Annotated in this window: 15 protein-coding genes and 1 pseudogene; 15 read left to right on the top strand and 1 reads right to left on the bottom strand. The window is 28.2% G+C overall.

All coding sequences use genetic code 11. The annotated features are described in order from the left end of the window. The first annotated feature begins 129 nt into the window (after window positions 1-129). From H8S20_RS14715 to H8S20_RS14705, 3 genes are all read left to right on the top strand, one after another. Window positions 130-936 (top strand): HAD-IIA family hydrolase, encoded by an 807-nt coding sequence (locus H8S20_RS14715; protein ID WP_032118621.1) that lies wholly within the window; start codon window positions 130-132, stop codon window positions 934-936. Between the two features lie 12 nt (window positions 937-948). Continuing rightward, a complete protein-coding gene (locus H8S20_RS14710; RefSeq protein ID WP_186860571.1) occupies window positions 949-1,785 on the top strand; it encodes a glycerophosphodiester phosphodiesterase family protein in 837 nt (278 codons plus the stop codon). 77 nt (window positions 1,786-1,862) lie between these two features. Continuing rightward, entirely contained in the window at window positions 1,863-3,371 is a 1,509-nt protein-coding gene (locus tag H8S20_RS14705; RefSeq protein WP_186860570.1) for a carboxypeptidase M32, read from the top strand. Between the two features lie 52 nt (window positions 3,372-3,423). On the opposite strand, the gene H8S20_RS14700 is transcribed toward H8S20_RS14705, so the two are convergent. Then, window positions 3,424-4,839, bottom strand: a complete 1,416-nt coding sequence (locus H8S20_RS14700) for a spore germination protein (protein WP_186860569.1) — start codon at window positions 4,837-4,839, stop codon at window positions 3,424-3,426. A 130-nt stretch (window positions 4,840-4,969) separates the two neighbouring features. Here H8S20_RS14700 and ybaK point away from each other — a divergent pair, with 130 nt between their 5' ends. The 12 genes and pseudogenes from ybaK to H8S20_RS14640 all read left to right on the top strand — a co-directional run. Beyond that, on the top strand, window positions 4,970-5,419 hold the full coding sequence (ybaK, locus tag H8S20_RS14695; protein ID WP_032118819.1) for a Cys-tRNA(Pro) deacylase: 450 nt from the start codon (window positions 4,970-4,972) through the stop codon (window positions 5,417-5,419). 101 nt (window positions 5,420-5,520) lie between these two features. Next, entirely contained in the window at window positions 5,521-6,303 is a 783-nt protein-coding gene (locus tag H8S20_RS14690; RefSeq protein ID WP_186860568.1) for a tetratricopeptide repeat protein, read from the top strand. A gap of 64 nt (window positions 6,304-6,367) precedes the next feature. Further along, a complete protein-coding gene (locus H8S20_RS14685; RefSeq protein WP_032118625.1) occupies window positions 6,368-7,066 on the top strand; it encodes a FadR/GntR family transcriptional regulator in 699 nt (232 codons plus the stop codon). Between the two features lie 209 nt (window positions 7,067-7,275). Further along, window positions 7,276-7,668 carry a CidA/LrgA family protein gene (locus H8S20_RS14680; protein ID WP_186860567.1) on the top strand — a complete coding sequence of 131 codons (393 nt, stop codon included), beginning with the start codon at window positions 7,276-7,278 and terminating at the stop codon, window positions 7,666-7,668. A 14-nt stretch (window positions 7,669-7,682) separates the two neighbouring features. Beyond that, window positions 7,683-8,384, top strand: a complete 702-nt coding sequence (locus H8S20_RS14675) for an LrgB family protein (protein ID WP_186860566.1) — start codon at window positions 7,683-7,685, stop codon at window positions 8,382-8,384. A gap of 131 nt (window positions 8,385-8,515) precedes the next feature. After that, on the top strand, window positions 8,516-9,304 hold the full coding sequence (locus H8S20_RS14670; RefSeq protein ID WP_186860565.1) for an electron transfer flavoprotein subunit beta/FixA family protein: 789 nt from the start codon (window positions 8,516-8,518) through the stop codon (window positions 9,302-9,304). Window positions 9,305-9,314: 10 nt separating this feature from the next. Beyond that, on the top strand, window positions 9,315-10,520 hold the full coding sequence (locus tag H8S20_RS14665) for an electron transfer flavoprotein subunit alpha (protein ID WP_186860564.1): 1,206 nt from the start codon (window positions 9,315-9,317) through the stop codon (window positions 10,518-10,520). 11 nt (window positions 10,521-10,531) lie between these two features. Then, the gene (locus tag H8S20_RS14660) at window positions 10,532-11,932 is read left to right on the top strand and encodes an FAD-binding oxidoreductase (RefSeq protein ID WP_186860563.1); all 1,401 of its coding nucleotides are present in this window, start codon (window positions 10,532-10,534) and stop codon (window positions 11,930-11,932) included. Window positions 11,933-12,063: 131 nt separating this feature from the next. After that, entirely contained in the window at window positions 12,064-12,615 is a 552-nt protein-coding gene (locus H8S20_RS14655) for a GNAT family N-acetyltransferase (protein WP_051986881.1), read from the top strand. A gap of 85 nt (window positions 12,616-12,700) precedes the next feature. Continuing rightward, complete coding sequence (locus H8S20_RS14650; protein WP_186860562.1) at window positions 12,701-14,395, top strand: M3 family oligoendopeptidase; 1,695 nt, start codon at window positions 12,701-12,703, stop codon at window positions 14,393-14,395. A 170-nt stretch (window positions 14,396-14,565) separates the two neighbouring features. After that, window positions 14,566-14,913: a hypothetical protein gene (locus H8S20_RS14645; RefSeq protein WP_186860561.1), complete on the top strand. Its 348-nt coding sequence runs from the start codon at window positions 14,566-14,568 to the stop codon at window positions 14,911-14,913. 116 nt (window positions 14,914-15,029) lie between these two features. Continuing rightward, window positions 15,030-15,901 (top strand): annotated as a pseudogene (locus tag H8S20_RS14640) (hypothetical protein); the annotation flags it as partial.

The raw sequence follows: 15,901 nt of genomic DNA, 5'->3' as shown, positions 1-15,901 counted from the left end.
AAGAATGGAAAAAGTTTTTATAATACTATCTAGAACTATGGATACTAATAAATTTAATTTATTAAGTGGATATAGTTCTTTTTATTTATTCATATAAATTAATTAATACTTTAATAAAATGAGGTTTATATGAAAAGAATAGATGAAGCAAAATGTTTCATTTTAGATTTAGATGGTACAATATATTTAGGAGAAGAAATAATAGATGGAGCAGTTGATTTTATAAATGAATTAAATAAAACAAATAAAAAGGTTATATTTTTAACTAATAACTCATCTAAAAATAATAATTATTATAAAGAAAAGCTTAAGATGTTTGGTATTAATGTTAATAATAATAGTATATTTACATCTGGAGAAGCCACTACCATATATTTGAACTCTAGAAAGCCAGGAAGTAAGGTTTTTTTAATCGGTACAAACTATTTGAAAGAGGAGTTTAAAAGAAGTGGATTTAATGTAACAGATATATATGAAAATGATATTGATTTTGTAGTTTTAGGGTTTGATACTACACTAACTTATAACAAACTATGGATAGCATGTGATCTCATTAGGGATGGTGTTGAGTTTATAGCTACACATCCTGATATAAATTGTCCTTTAGAAGGTGGAAAATTTATGCCTGATGCAGGAGCTATAATAGAATTTATATATGCTTCAACTGGAAAAAGACCTAATATTATAGGAAAACCAAATTCTGAAATTATTAATTGTATTTGTCAAAAGTATAGAATAAAAAAGGAAGATATGATTATAGTAGGAGATAGGTTATATACAGATATAAAAACTGGAATTAATTCAGGCATAGCATCTATATTAGTATTAAGTGGTGAAACAAAAGCTGATGATTACAAAAAGTCTAATATAAAAGCAGATTTTGTTTATGATTCTGTTAAAGAAATTATTAATGAATTTAACAATAAATATAGTTAAGGTGATGATTAAATGTTTGGGAATTTTGGGAAGATAGCAGCAACAATTGGATTAGATATAATTATTTTATTAGTAGTATATATTTTTCTTATATATGGTGACAAAAAAGATACAGATGAAACGGAGTGGTTAACAAGCACAAAATTTGCACATAGAGGGTTATACTCTGATGATGGAATGATACCAGAAAATTCACTAGAAGCTTTTGATAAAGCTATTGAAAATAACTATGGTATAGAACTAGATGTTTCTTTTACAAAGGATAAAAAAACAGTTGTATTTCATGATGATAATTTATTAAGAATGACTGGATTAAACAAAAAAATAAGTGACTGTACCTTAGAAGAGATAGAAAGTCTATATTTAAATGGCACAGATTATAAGATACCAACTTTTAATGAAGTATTAGATTTAGTAGATGGTAAAGTACCTTTAATAATTGAAATTAAGTCTAATAGAGATAGGTATGGATTATGTAATTCTGTTAAAAATGAGCTTAATGACTATAACGGAAGATTTTGTATTGAGTCCTTTGATCCATTGATAATGAGTAGAATAAAAAAGAATATGCCTGATGTTATAAGAGGTCAACTATCAATGAAGTTTACTAAGGACAATAAGGCTCCAAAAAGTCTTAAAGTTGCTTTAGAATACCTTTTATTAAATTTTAAAAGCAGACCGCACTTTATAGCGTATAATTGGATAGATTCAAATAATTTATCATTAAGAATTTTAAGAAAACTAGGTATAATAACAGTAGCATGGACAGTAAATTCTGAAAAAGCACTAGAAGTTAGTAATGAAAGATTTGATACTATAATTTTTGAACACTGCGAACCACTTAAATAGAGTGATTCGCACTTTTTTATTCTTACAATTTTTGATATAATTAACAGGAAAATAATTCTAAAATAGGGGGCGTAAAAATGGATTTAGAAAAGAAATTTGAAGAAGTTAAGGGTTATATTGGACAGATTGAATATTTAACTCATGCAATAGTTCTAGTAGATTGGGATATGAGAACAAATATGCCAGTAAAAGCAGGAGAATCTAGAAGTAAGGTTTTAGAGTATCTATCAAGTCAGTTGTTTGATATGACTACTTCTACAAAAGTTAAGACTTTTATAGAGGAGTTATCACCATATAAAGATAATATGTCTTTAGTTCAAAGAAGAACGCTTGAAGAGCTAGAAAAAAATTATAATGAAACTATGAAAATACCTGCTGATAGATATATTGCATCAGTAGGAGCTACAAGTAGAGCACAAATTGCATGGGAAAAAGCTAAAGAGGAAAATGATTATGAAAGCTTTAAACCACACCTTCAGAAAGTTATTGATTTTTCAAGAGAGTTTATTGGTTATTGGGGATATGAAGGAGATAAATATAATACTTTATTAGACAAATATGAAAGAGGTCTTACAGTAGAAAAATTAGATAAAGTATTTGGTGAGTTAAGAGATGGAATAGTAGAAATATTAGAAAATATAAAAAAGAGTGAAAAAATTATTGATACAAATATATTAAAAGGAAACTTTGATACATCAAAACAAAAAGATTTATCTTTATGCATTCTTCAAAAGATGGGATTTGATTTAGAAGCTGGAAGGTTAGATGTGAGTGTCCATCCGTTTACAACTAATATGGGGAATAAGGATGTAAGATTAACTACTAATTATCATAAAGATGAATTTACTTCTGCTTTATTTAGTACTATTCATGAAGGTGGACATGGCATATATGAACAAAATATAAGTGATGATTTAGAAAATACAGGATTAAATTCAGGTGCTTCTATGGCTATTCATGAATCTCAATCAAGATTTTATGAAAATATAGTAGGAAGAAGCAAAGATTTTACGACTTATTTGTTAAATTTATCAAGAAAGTATTTTGAAGATTTTAATAAGGTAAGCTCAGAAGAGTTTTATGAAGCTATGAACAAAGTTGAGCCTTCATTTATTAGAACTGAGGCTGATGAATTAACTTATTCCCTTCATATTATTATTAGATATGAACTGGAAAAGGATTTAATAAATGGGAGAATATCTCTAGATCAACTTCCAAGTGAATGGAATAAGAAATATAAAGAATACTTAGGTGTTGAACCAACAAGTAATACGGTTGGAGTTTTACAAGATGTTCACTGGTCTGCATCACTTTTTGGATATTTTCCTAGCTATGCGTTAGGAAATCTTTACGGGGCGCAAATATATAACACTCTTCTAAAAGAAAAACCTGAAATAATGAAAGAAATCGGAGAAGGAAATTTAAGAAATTTACATTCTTGGTTAAAAGAAAATGTTCATAAATTTGGAAGCTTATATACACCGGCTGAAATTATAGAACGAGTTACAGGAGAGGAACTTAACTCTAAGTATTTTATAAACTATTTAAAGGACAAGTATTATAACATATATAATATAAATAAATAGAAAGAAGCTCTATTAAACTTTAACTTTTAGAAGAAGTTTAATAGAGCTTTGGTTATCTTTTTTCAATTTGTTTTCTAGTTCTAAAAATTACTTTCTTTAATGCTTTCCAATTAAATGGTATTAGTGGATATAAATATCTTTCTCCAGTTATTGTTTTAGTTGTAACTAACATTATAATATTTAGTATAACACCTACTATAAATCCCCACGTTCCAAATAATCCTGTAGCAATAAGTAAAATTACACGATTAAATTTCAGTGCAAATCCTAATTCTATACTTGGTTGAACAAAACTAGTTAATGCTACTATAGCCATATAAAGAATCGTTTGAGGTGTAAACCACCCTGTTTGTACTGTATAATCTCCTAATATTAGTCCTCCTATAATAGAAAGTGAGGTCCCTAAAGAATTAGGGGTGTTTAATGATGCAAGTTTTAATCCATCTATAGCTATTTCTGCTAGAATGAATTGTAAGAAAATCGGTATTACGTATGGGTCCTTCGGCAATAAAAAGCTCAATTTTCCAACTAACCATTGGGGGTTATCAGTTAATAATACATATACAGGTGTTAGAAAAATATTTGCTAAAAGCACAAAATATCTTAGCATTTTTAGATAATTTCCTGTGACTACTGGTAGGTAATAATCATCTATTGATTGGAAAAAGTCAAAAATACTTGCTGGCAATATTAAAGCTGAAGGTGTATTGTCTATTAAAATGACAACTTTTCCTTCTATTATTTCAGCCGCAACTACATCAGGTCTCTCTGTGTATCTTGCCTTTGGAAATGGATTTAAACGATTTTTAGGCATTAATACCTCAAGTAAGCTTTCATCTCCTAAAGTTAATGCTTTTATCTTTAAATTATCTATTAAGTCTTTAACTTTATTTAGTGTTTTTTTATCTACCTTGCTGTCTAAATATCCAATTGCAACATCAGTTTGAGATATTTCACCTATAGTATGCATTTCAAATATAAGTTTTGGATCTCTAATTCTTCTTCTGATCAAAGCTGTATTAAAGACTATAGTTTCAACAAAACCATCATGAGAGCCACGTAAAACTTTTTCTTTATCCGGTTCATCAACGCTTCTAGATGGGTATGTTCTATAGTCAAGGATTAATGCTTCATTAAATTTCTCGCATATTATAGCTGTTTGACCAGATAGAACTGCTTTAACGATACTAGATAAATCACTATCTGTAGAGGCTTCAATAGAACTTAGAGCTTTTTCTATAAGTTCTTTAGCTGATGATATACTCTCAAAATCCTCCTTTTTAAGATTGTACATATCTCTTCTTACATATTCCATGTTTGTATCTTTAACAAAGCCATCTAAATAATAGCAATAGAACTTTGTGTTATGTACATCTATTATTCTTTCTAGAACATCAAAGGTTTTACCTACATTTAATTCATTTTGTAGAAGTTCAACATTCGTTTTAAAATTACCTGTTAATTTCATTTTTAGCTCCTTTAGTTAAAATAATATACTTAGTTTTAACTTTTTTTGACCTTATATACTAAATTTGTAGTAAAATAAATACTAGAAAATCAAAAAGTAAGGAGTGTTACCTTTGACAAAGACAAATGCTATGAGAATTTTAGATAAAAATAAAATTAAATATGATGTAATAGAATACGATATTTCAGATGGTAAAATAGATGGTGTTTCTGTTGCTGAAAAGACAAATCAAGATTTAAAAGAGGTATATAAAACTCTTGTAACTCAAGGAAATACAAAAATGATTTATGTATTTGTTATACCTGTAAATGAAGAGTTAAATCTTAAGAAAGCCGCAAAAGTATGTGGGGAAAAGAAAGTTGATATGATTCATGTAAATGATATTCTTAAATTAACAGGATATATTAGGGGTGGCTGCTCACCTATTGGTATGAAAAAGTTATATAAAACATTTATTCATAAAGATGCTGAAGTTTTGGAAAGAATATGTGTAAGTGGTGGTAAAAAAGGATTACAAGTTAAATTGTCACCTCAGGATTTAAAAGAGAGTATAAATGCTGTATTTGAAGATTTAATCTAGATTTGTAAACTTCAAAGTAATTGTTAATTATTATTTGAAGATTAAACTATATTAATTTAAGTGATTTATGTTATAAGCATATGAAAAAGGAGAAAAGATAAATGGAATTAAATATGGATTTTTTACGTGAGTATGAAAATTTAATGAATGAAGATGTAGAAAAGGCACTAGAGTTTTGTATAAATACATTAAAAGAGTCTAATAATCCAGAAGTTTATATTTATATTGGTGAATGCTATATGGCTTTAAATGAGTTTGAAGAAGCTATTGAAGCTATTGATAAAGGAATAGCTAATGGATCAGTAAATATAAATTTTGCAAAAAGCTTAAAAGGAGAGTCTTTATTTTACTTAGAAAGGTATGAAGAAAGTAAAGAGATTTTCTTAGGATTATTAAAAGAAAGACCAAATAGCTTTTTCTCAATAGCTTATCTTACAGATATAGATATAAAGCTTGGTAATTATAAGGAAGGCGTAGAAAGAGGTGAAAAGGCTTTAGCTAATAGTAATCTTGATAGCAAAGACTCTGCTTATATAGAAGTTAATATAGGTTGGATAAAACTTAAGTATTTAAATAAAGAAGAGGAAGCATTAGAAAACTTTAATCATGCTTTAGAGTTAGATTATAATTTAGGAACTGCTTACATAGGTTTCGCTGAATATCATTTAAGAAAAGAGGAATATTTTAAAGCTATAGAAAATTATGAAAAGGCTATAGATCTTGGAGAAAATACTTTAGATGTGTATTTCGGTATGGGATTAGCATATAAAGGAATAGGTCAATTAGAAGATGCATTGGAATACTTTAAAGTAGTTTATAGTGCAGATGAAACTTATAAAGATGCATTTGTGGAGATTAAAGAAATTGAAAAAGCGTTGTTATAGCTAAAGTTTGAGAAGTTTGATATAATTATAACATTGGGTTTTATAAAACTAGATGGAGTATAGTATGGAAGAAAAAATAAAAATAGCAAAAACATATGATATAGTAACAAAAGATATAAAAGATAAAATAATAGATGGAACTTTAAAAATGGGAGATAGGTTACCGTCAGAAAGAGAAATGGCTGAGAAATTTGGGGTTTCTAGAACATCAATAAGAGAAGCTATAAGAGCCTTAGAAGTTATTGGTATAATTGAAAGTAGAAGGGGAGCTGGCAATTACATAGTAGATAATTTTAATAACTCATTATTGCAGCCGCTTTCTATGATGTTTATGCTTCAAGAGTATTCTGCATTAGATATACTTGAATTGAGAGAAAGTCTTGAAATTCAATGTTGTAAAATGGCATCAAAAATAATTTCTAAGAAAGAAATTGAAGTTCTAAATAATATAGTAATTGATATGAGTGAAACTACAAATGAAGATAAAAGCTTAGATTTAGATATTAAGTTTCATAATGTTATTATAAAAGCATCTAACAATCCGTTAATAATAAATGTTCTTTCTGTAATATCACAATTAATGGATAAGTTTATCAAAGATGCAAGAAAGATAATTCTTTGTAAAGATGATAATAGAGAAAAGCTTTTAGGGACCCATAAAGATATTGTATTGGCAATTGAATCAAAAGATGAAAGCAAATGTGTAGATTCGATGAAAAATCATTTTGAGTTAATAAAAGAATCCTATATTAAAATCAATTAAATATAGGAATTATATAAGCTTATATAAATATTTATGCAAGATATTAAATTAACGTGTTGGTTTATATCTTGTATTTTTTTGCTGTTTATAAATGGTATGTAAATGATTACGTTAATAAAATAACTATTATTTACAATTGGTAAATATAGACTTATAATCAAATTAATTGGTAATACCAATTTAAGTAAAAAAGAATATAGGAGGTAAAAATGGGTGTATTTAGAGGATGGATTATAGTTTTACTAATTTATTTATTGGGTGAATTTCTATCAAAGAGCTTTTCATTACCTATACCAGGGAATATCATGGGAATGATATTTTTATTTCTTTTCTTAGTTACGGGAATATTAAAGCTAGAAAAGATTGAAAGAGTAGCAAAGTCTTTACTAGATAATTTAGCATTTCTATTTGTACCAGCAGGAGTTGGTCTTATGAATTCCTTTGGAATCATAAGTGGAAGTATAGCAAAAATCTTATTCATCTGTATTATTACTACAGTAATTGTTATGGCATGTACTGGATTAGTTGTTCAATTTGTTTCTAAAAAAATAGACAGTAATATAAGTGTCAAAAAGTTAAATAAGCAACTTAAAAATATATAGAAAAGGGGATATAAATGAATATTATTATTGAAAATATGTTTTTTGGTATAGTAATTTCTCTTATAGCCTTTGAGTTAGGAAAAATTATATATAACAAAACTAAGTTACCGATATTTAATCCTTTGTTAACTTCGATAATTATAGTAATAGTAATACTAAAAATTTTTAATATTGATTTTGAACTTTATAATAAAGGTGGACAATTCATAAATATGTTTTTAGGACCTGCAACAGTTATTTTAGCGGTTCCACTTTATAAACAATTATTATTACTAAAAAAGAATTTTGTACCAATAATTATAGGAATATCTATTGGAAGTGTAGTAAGTGTAATATCTGTAATTTTACTTTCAACTGTATTTAATTTAGATAAGGAAATAATTATATCACTTATACCTAAGTCTGTAACAACACCAATAGGAGTTGAGATTTCTAATAGTCTTGGCGGAATAACTGGAATTACTGTTATGGCAGTAATTTTAACTGGAATAACTGGAGCTATAATTGCACCAACAGTATGCAAAATATTTAAAATTAATAATCCTGTTGCAAGAGGGATCGGTATAGGAACTGCATCTCATGCAGTTGGAACATCAAAAGCTTTAGAAATAGGTGAAACAGAAGGAGCTATGAGTTCACTAGCTATAGGAATTGCAGGTCTTATTACGGTAGTAGTTGCACCTATATGTTTGGATATTTTGACGAAGCTACTGTAATTTGCAATTAAAAATTAACTAGTATTAAGTAGATTATTAAAGGTATTGCTATTTGTATTTTATAAAGTTCTATAACTTCAAAATTGGTAATACCAATCAATATAAATTGTAAATGAAGGAGAGGATATTTTGTGAATATTTTAGTTTGCATTAAACAAGTTCCAGGAACAACTAAAGTAGAGGTTGATCCAATTACAGGAGTATTAAAAAGAGATGGTGTTGATTCAAAGATGAATCCATACGATTTATATGCTTTAGAAACAGGGTTAAAGATAAAAGAAAATAATGGAGGCACTATAACTGTTTTAACTATGGGACCACCACAAGCTAAGGAAATAATTAAAGAAGCCTATTCTATGGGAGTAGATAATGGTGTGCTATTGTCTGACAGAAAATTTGCAGGAGCAGATGTTTTAGCAACTTCTTATACATTATCTCAAGGGGTAAATAGTATAGAAGATTTTGATTTAATTATATGTGGTAAACAAACTACAGATGGAGATACAGCGCAAGTTGGGCCAGAGATGGCAGAATATTTAAATATACCTCATGTAGCTAATGTTAAAAAGATTGTAGAAGTTAAAAAAGATAGTATAGAGGTAGAAATGGATATGCCGGATACTGTTGAAATAGTAGAAATTAAATTACCAGCATTAATAACTGTAGAAAAAGGAATTTTTCAACCAAGATTACCTTCATATAAAAAGAAGGTTGAAACTAAAGATAGAAAAATAGAAGTGAGAAGTCTAAATGATTTTAAAGACAAAAATGAAATGAATTATGGATTAAATGGTTCTCCAACACAAGTAGAAAGAATTTTTCCGCCAGAAGTAAACGATAAAAGGGAAATGTGGCATGGCAATAGTGATGAACTAATTTTGAAATTTGAAGATACTTTAAAGAAGTTAAAATTTATTTAGGGGGAGAGTCATGGGAAGATTAGTAATTAATCAAGATAGAATAGTAAATAAAGAGGAACTAATTAAGTTATGTCCTTTTAATGCGATGGAAATTAGCGATGGTAATGTAGAGATAAATAGTGCATGTAAAATGTGCAAGCTATGTGTAAGAAGAGGCCCAGAAGGTGCAGTAGTTTTTGTTGAAGATGAAAAGGTCGAAATAGATAAAAGTATATGGAGTGGAATAGCAGTATATGTAGATCATTTAGAAGGAGAGATACATCCTGTTACATTAGAGCTCATTGGTAAGGCTAGAGAGCTTGCAAATAAGGTAAATCAAGAAGTGTATTGTGTTGCAATTGGCAATAATATTGATGAAAGTATTTATGAGATTTTACATTATGGAGTAGATAAAGTTTATCTTTATGATAATGAAGAATTAAAGTATTTTAGAATAGAACCTTATACAGCTGCTATAGAAGACTTTATTAAGAATGTTAAACCTACTGCATTTTTAGTTGGAGCAACAACTGTAGGTAGGTCATTAGCTCCAAGAGTTGCTGCAAGATTTAGAACAGGCCTTACAGCAGATTGTACAATATTAGATATTAAAGAGAATACTGATTTAGTTCAAATAAGGCCAGCTTTTGGTGGTAATATTATGGCTCAAATAATTACACCAAACTCTAGACCTCAACTTGCAACTGTTAGATATAAAGTTATGTCTGCACCAGAAAGGACAAGAGATATAAGTGGAGAAATAGTAAAATGTCACATAAGTGAAGATAAGCTAATATCAAATATTAGAGTATTAGATGTTCATCAAAAATCTAAAGAAAAGGAAATAAGTGAAGCTGATGTATTAGTAGTTGCAGGAAGAGGAGTAAAAAGTGAAAAAGATTTAGGAATGATAAAAGAATTATGTGAACTTTTAGGAGGAGAGATGGCAGTTACTAGACCTTTAATTGAAGCCGGTTGGGTTGATGCAAAAAGACAAGTTGGATTAAGTGGAAGAACTGTAAGACCAAAGCTTATAATTACTTGTGGAGTTTCAGGTGCAGTCCAATTTACCGCCGGAATGAATAATTCAGATTATATATTTGCTATAAATACGGATGAAAAGGCTTCAATATTTGAGGTAGCTCATTACGGAATAGTAGGGGATATATATGAGATAGTACCAGCATTAATCGAAAAGATTAAAGATGGAAAATTAGAAAAATCTAATATTATATAGGAGGTAAAAGCATGGAATATAAAGTATTTGAAATAGAGGATTATAGAAATATAGTTAAGCTCCTTGGAGACAGCGATAGAGTTTTATATGGGGAAGAAATAAGTGAAGATTATAGTCGTGATGAACTTGGTTCAGTTAGAGTTATGCCAAAGGTTGTAGTAAAAGCTATCAGTACAGAAGAAGTATCTAACATTATGAGGTATGCTTATGAAAATAATATTCCAGTTACTCCAAGAGGTGCAGGTACAGGGCTTGTGGGAGCAGCTGTACCAATTTATGGTGGGATAGTTATGGATGTAAGTGGAATGAATAAAATATTAGAGCTTGACGAAGAAAATTTGACCTTGACAGTTGAACCAGGAGTATTGTTAATGGAACTTAGTAAGTATGTTGAACAGTTTGATCTTTTTTATCCACCAGATCCAGGAGAAAAGACAGCTACCATAGGGGGAAATATAAGTACTAATGCCGGTGGTATGAGAGCTGTTAAATATGGTGTTACAAGAGATTATGTAAGAGGGCTTGAAGTTGTTTTACCTAATGGGGAGATAATGAATATAGGTGGTAAAGTAGTTAAAAATAGCTCAGGGTATGATTTAAAGGATCTTATAGTAGGATCAGAGGGAACTTTAGTAGTTATAACTAAAGCAATCTTAAAATTAATACCATTACCTAAGAAAGCAATAAGTTTATTAATTCCTTTTAATAGTCTAGAAAATGCTATTGAAACAGTACCTAAAATAATAAAATCGAAATCAGCACCTACAGCAGTAGAATTCATGCAAAGAGCAGCAATTGAAGCTGCTGAGGAATTTTTAAAGAAACCATTTCCAGATAATACATCAGATGCTTATTTACTTCTTACTTTTGATGGTAATTCTAAAGAAGAAATAGAAAGAGCTTATGAAGGTGTTGCAAATATTTGTTTAGACTCAGGAGCTTTAGATGTATTTATATCTGATACAGAGGAAAGGCAAGAGGCTATCTGGAGTGCACGAGGAGCTTTTCTTGAAGCTATCAAAGCATTGACTACTGAAATGGATGAAGTTGATGTAGTAGTTCCTAGAAATAAAGTTGCGGAGTTTGTGATGTTTACCCATACTTTAGAGGAAAAACTTAATGTGAGAATAAAAAGCTTTGGACATGCAGGAGATGGAAATCTTCATATATATATCCTAAGAGATGATTTATCAGAAGATATGTGGAAGAAAAAGCTTAGTGAAGCTATGGAGATAATGTATGATAAGGCTAATAAATTAAATGGACAAGTTTCTGGTGAACATGGAATTGGATATGCTAAAAAAAGATATTTATTCAATGCGCTATCTGAAGAGATGATAGCAATAATGAGAGGTATCAAATTAGCATTTGACCCTAAAAATATTTTAAATCCTGGAAAAATAGCTCAGTAATATTAGAGTATTATGGTAAAATAATGATTTGAAACAATTTGTTTATATAGTTGTCTTATAAGTAAAATATTTAGCTTTATAAGGCAACTATTATTTTATTTATGTATTATAATATTTCTAGGAGGTATATTATGTACAAGAAAATTAAAATAAAAGATATTTATGGAAAGATTATTGATGTAAAAATAATGACTTTGTCTAATGAGTACTTAAACAAAATAATTGAATTACAAGACATAATATTTGATAGCTTAGAAAATAAAAGCTTTTTCGCTAAAACAGAAAAATTTGAATTTGAAGATATAATAAATAAAAGTGGTGAAGTTGTCGGTGTAGTTAGTGAAAATAATGAACTTATTGCTTTTGGGGCTATGGTAAAACCCGAATTACAAGATTTTAATTTAGGATATGACCTTAACTTTGATAACAAAAAACTGTTGAGAACAGCGCACATAGAGTCTACTGTTGTTCATCCAGATTATAGAGGGAATGGATTGCAAAAACTTTTAGTTCAAAATCTTGAGCAAACTGCAAGGAAAAAAGAGTGTGATATTTTTTGTGCAACTGTTGCCCCAAAAAATAAATTTAGTTTAAATACATTACTTAAGTTAGAATACAAAATTGTTTTAGAAAAAGAAAAGTATGGTGGATTAAAAAGGTATATTATGACAAAAAAAGCTTAAATTTAAATAGGTTGATAATATTGGAATTATGTATATTATATGGTATAATTTTCATATAATATAGGTGCATATTGGAGGGCTTAAGATGGAATTTAGAGATTATACATATGAAAGACCAAACTATGAAGAATATAAAAGTAAATTTAATATTTTATTAGATAACTTTATAAATGCTTCAACATATGAAGAGTGTGATAAAGCTTTAGAAGAGATAAATGCTTTAAGGGGTTCACTTATGACTATGATGGAGCTATCAGGTATTAGATATACTATCAATACCAATGATGAGTTTTATAGTAAAGAAAAAGATTACTGGGATGAAAACTCACCATTATATGAAGAGCTTGATGATAGCTATAATAAGGCTATGGTTGCTTCAAAATTTAGAGAAGAGTTAGAAAGAAAATATGGTAAACAATTATTTAACTTATTAGAGTTAAAGCTTAAAGCGTTCTCTAAAGATATAATAGAAGATCTACAAATAGAAAATAAATTAACGTCTGAATACGTTAAACTTATAGCATCAGCTAAGATACTATTTAACGGTGAAGTATTAAATCTGCCAGGTTTAGCTAAATATAAAGAATCAACAGATAGAAATATTAGAAAAGCAGCATGGGAAGCTACATCAAAATTTTTTGAAGACCATGAGGGAGAATTTGATTCTATTTATGATAGATTAGTCAAAGTAAGAAATAAAATTGCTAAAAAACTAGGATATAGAAACTTTGTTGAACTTGGTTATGTAAGAATGAGTAGAACCGATTATAATGCAGAGATGGTAAGCGGGTTTAGAAAACAAGTTAAGGATTATATAGTTCCTGTTGCATCTAAACTATATGAAAGACAAAGAGAAAGATTAGGAGTAAATGAATTAAAATACTATGACTTAGATATGGAATTTACTTCAGGAAATGCAACGCCTAAAGGAAATAAAGATTGGATATTATCTAATGGAGAAAAGATGTATAATGAGCTTTCAGCTGAAACTAAGGAATTCTTTAATTTTATGGTAGAAAGAAATTTATTAGATCTTGAAACTAAGGAAGGAAAAGCCGGTGGAGGATACTGTACTTATATAAATGATTATAAGTCACCATTTATATTCTCAAACTTCAATGGTACTTCAGGAGATATAGATGTATTAACTCATGAAGCAGGGCACGCATTCCAAGTTTATAACTCTACTTGGATTACAGTACCAGAAATAGTATGGCCTACTTATGAAAGTTGTGAAATCCACTCTATGAGTATGGAATTTTTAACATGGCCATGGATGAATAATTTCTTTTTAGAAGACACAGATAAATACAAGTATGCTCACTTAGGATCAGCTATTAAGTTTATACCTTATGGAGTAACAGTAGATGAATTCCAACATTTTGTCTATGAAAACCCAGAAGCTACGCCTATTGAAAGAAAGAATATGTGGAGACAGTTAGAAAAGAAATACTTACCACATAAAAATTATGAAGGTGATGACTTTTTAGAAAGAGGTGGATTCTGGTTTAAACAAGGACATATATTTGAAAGTCCATTCTACTATATTGATTATACTTTAGCTCAAATTTGTGCACTTCAATTTTGGAAGAAAGCAAATGAGAATAGGGAAGAAGCATGGAATGATTATTTAAGACTTTGTAAAGCTGGAGGAACTAAGTCTTTCTTAGAACTTGTTGAGCTTGCAAATTTAAAATCTCCTTTTAAAGAAGGATGCGTAAGCTCTATAATTGGAGATATTGAAAGTTGGTTAACTAACATAAATGACAAGAAGTTATAAAAATTAATAGTGTTAAAAATGATTCAAACCAACCGAGACAAGTAAGTTTTATAAAAGTTAGGTGAATATTTCTTGTATACTATTCATTTATCCTTTATTTAAAGTAGAGATTTATAAGTTTGCTTATAAATTTTAGTTTAGTTGTCAATAATAGTGTTGAGGTGAATTTAATGTACGACAACATAGGAATAAATAAAGAAAAAAGATTAAATCATATGAAAAAAAGAGTTAGAATTCCCAAGATAGCTAATAGAAATTATTATCTTTATAGTTATGATTATGATAATAATTGCTGTGAAGATAATGATTATGAAGATGCTTACAAAAACTATTATTCAAATGAATATGATTATGAAAATGATGAGTTTAAAGATAACTATCCTTGTGATGCTTTCTGTGAGGATTATGAAGAAACTTGTAAATGTACAATTAATACTGTTAAAAAAGTAGCTTTAATATCAGCAGGAGTTTTAGTTGGTGTGTCTGCAATTTCTTTATTGCTAGGAAAAAGAAGATAATAAGTAATAATATATATGCAAAATAAAAATAGTGGAATTTATAATATATAAGAAGTATAATATGAATAAAAATAAAAGACTCTGTATAGGGTCTTTTTTAATTTTAGGTGATTAAATTGAATTATAAAGGATTAGAAGAAAACATTTTAAAAGGCTGTGCTGGATTAAACAAGAAAAGAGGAAAAGAATTATTTAATAATAAATCAATTAAGAGTATTCAGGGGAAAAGAGTTAATAATATTTATCATATATACGGTAAAGTAAATCATGAAAATAAAGAGTTTAGTACTCATATTAAGTATGATTTGAAAAAAGAAAAGCTTTCTGGGTTTAAATGTACATGCGTTAAATATAAAGAGTATATGGAACAAGGATATCCGTATTATTGTGAGCATATAGCTGCTACTTCGTTAAAATTTTTGGATTCTTTAAAGAATAGGATTCAAGATAAAAAGATGGAAGAAAAAAAAGAAAAGAAGGAAGAAGTAAAGGCAATATTAAATATAGAAAGCAAATTATATTATCAAAAAGTAAATGAAATTAATCAGTTTTTCTTAGAATTTAAAGTAGGAAATAAAGCTAAGTATCCCGTAAATAATATTAAAACATTCCTATATGGAGTATTTAATAATAAGGAAGTAGAGATTACTGATAATTTTAAGTACTCTCCATCAATTCACCAATTTGATAGATTAGATTTAAACTATTTAAGATTTATAAAAGATAATATTAAAATTGAAATTATAGGAAATAAACTAAAAATATCTCAAAAACAACTTCAGTCTTTATTGGAAAAAGTACCAAGAGAAGAGATAATATTTAAAGATAATTACTTAGAGTATAAAACTAAAATAAATAAAGGATTCTTAGATTTAGCATTTAATTTAAGAGAGGAAAAAGGTCAATTTATATTATGGTCTGAAAAAAACTTACCTTGTCCGTTAGATAATGAAAAAAGAGTTTTTTTATTTAATAGAGAGATATATTT

Source organism: Clostridium hominis (assembly GCF_014287825.1).
Lineage (GTDB): Bacteria > Bacillota > Clostridia > Clostridiales > Clostridiaceae > Clostridium > Clostridium hominis.
Note: the sequence above shows the minus strand (reverse complement) of the source record. Positions and strands in the feature narration are given on the sequence as shown.